The sequence below is a fragment of the Falsiroseomonas sp. E2-1-a20 genome (assembly GCF_051433195.1).
GTDB lineage: Bacteria > Pseudomonadota > Alphaproteobacteria > Acetobacterales > Acetobacteraceae > Falsiroseomonas.
In genome coordinates this window covers 1-1,808 of sequence record NZ_JBHMFT010000135.1, presented here as the reverse complement: position 1 = coordinate 1,808, position 1,808 = coordinate 1, and the positions used below count along the sequence as shown (strand labels likewise).

2 protein-coding genes are annotated in these 1,808 nt (G+C 72.2%); one reads left to right on the top strand and one right to left on the bottom strand.

The genetic code is table 11. The annotated features are described in order from the left end of the window. Positions 1 to 137: 137 nt before the first annotated feature. Positions 138 to 965 (top strand): class I SAM-dependent methyltransferase, encoded by an 828-nt coding sequence (locus ACFHPP_RS30920; RefSeq protein ID WP_437167061.1) that lies wholly within the window; start codon positions 138 to 140, stop codon positions 963 to 965. Here the strand turns inward: ACFHPP_RS30920 and ACFHPP_RS30915 are convergent. Then, a protein-coding gene (locus tag ACFHPP_RS30915; protein ID WP_437167062.1) for an IS5 family transposase occupies positions 962 to 1,740 on the bottom strand; the annotation gives its coding sequence in 2 pieces (ribosomal slippage) (positions 962 to 1,419 and positions 1,419 to 1,740; 780 coding nt in all). The genes ACFHPP_RS30920 and ACFHPP_RS30915 overlap by 4 nt on opposite strands. Positions 1,741 to 1,808 lie beyond the last annotated feature (68 nt).

Genomic DNA, 1,808 nt, shown 5'->3' with positions numbered 1-1,808 from the left:
CTAGGGTCCGTTAGGCCTTGAAGGCATCTGCGCGGCCCGGCGCGATATCCTCGACGACCGGGCCCTCTGGCGTCCTATCATCGCGGCGGCGCCTCGGGCGATCCGCATCCGCGAGGCCTGGAAGCGAGGGTTGGGACATGAGCGCGGCAACGGGCGGCACGGTCAAGGACCACTACGCCAGCGAGGGCATCGCAGCCCGCATCCTCGCCGCCCTCAGGGCGGCGGAGGCGCCGGTCACGCCCGACGCCCTCGCCCCGCTCGACCACTTCCACGGCCGGGGGCTGAAAGCGACGCGGGAGATGGCGGCGCTCCTCGACCCCCGCCCCGGCGAGCGCGTCCTCGACATCGGCGGCGGGATCGGCGGCCCCGCGCGCTGGCTCGCGGCGCGCTTCGGCTGCCATGTGACCAGCGTCGACCTGACGCCCGAGTTCTGCCGTGCCGCCGAGGCGCTGAACGCGGCCACCGGCCTCTCCGAGCGCGTGCGCGTCGTCGAGGGTGGCGCGACCGACCTGCCCTTCGGGGCGGGTGAATTCGACCGCGCCTACTCCGAGAACGTGGCGATGAACGTCCCGGACAAGGTGCGCTTCTACTCGGAGGCGCTGCGCGTGCTGCGCCTGGGCGGGTTGTTCTACACCTCCCACTATGGCGCCGGCCCGAGAGGAGAGCCCGACTACCCGCTCCCTTGGGCGGCAGGCCCGGCGACGAGCTTCCTGACTGCGCCGGAGGAGACGCGCGAGCAGATCCTCGCGGCTGGCTTCGAGGTCGTGGTGTTCCGCGACAAGACCGAGGAAGTCATGCCGGATCTCCGGGAGAACCGCCGGCGCCTTGAGGCCCAGGGCCTGCCGCCGCTCGGGCTGCAGACGCTCATGGGCGAGCGGATCAGGGACCTCCAGATCAACGTCGCCCGGAGCGCGGAGGACGGCCGGCTGACCGTAATCGAGGCGCTGCTCCGCAGGCCGGCCTAGGTCCGGCGAGGCTTGAGCCAGTCCAGGGCCGCGGCGAGGCAGAGCACGCCGAGGAAGGACGCGGCGGTCTTCTCGTAGCGGGTGGCGACGGCGCGCCACTCCTTTAGCCGGGCCCAGAGCCGCTCGACGCGGTTGCGGTTAGCGTAGATTGGCGCCGGATAGGCGACGGGCGCCTCGTTGACCTTCGGCGGGATCGCTGGCCGTGCGCCGAGGTCCCAGACGTGCTCGCGGAAAGCGTGGCTGCTGTAGCCTCGGTCGGCCACCACCCAGACCGGCACGCCCGGCAAGCGCGCGAGCAGCGGGATGGCGTGGGGCAGTTCATGCGCCTGACCGGGTGCGAGGGCGAAGGCGACCGCGCGGCCTGCCGCGTCGGCGATCACGCAGGCCTTGGTGCCATAGCCGCCGCGAGAACGGCCAAGCGCCTCACCAGCGCCGCGTTGCGGCGGAGCGGCGGCTTTTTGGCGGCTCCTGCCGCCTTCTGATGGGCGCGGATCGAGGTGCCGTCGAGGAAGGCCATGCCAAGCTCGACGCCGCGGGCCTGCACCATGGCGAGCAGGCGTTCCCAGACGCCAAGCCGCGACCAGCGGATGAAGGTCTGGGCCGCCATCCACCACGGCCCGAACTCCTCCGGCACGGCGCGCCACTTCGCCCCGTTCGTGTGCCGCCAGATGATGGCGGAGATCGTCCGGCGCAGGTTGCTCGGCGGGACCTTCGCGTGCGGGCGACAGGCCTCCACCAGCGGCTCCAGCACCGCCCACTGCTCGTCCGTCAGCACCAAAGCCGCTCCCAAAAGGCGGCTCAACGCCAAGACCGCCCCAGCGTTCAGGCGCTAACGGGCCCTAG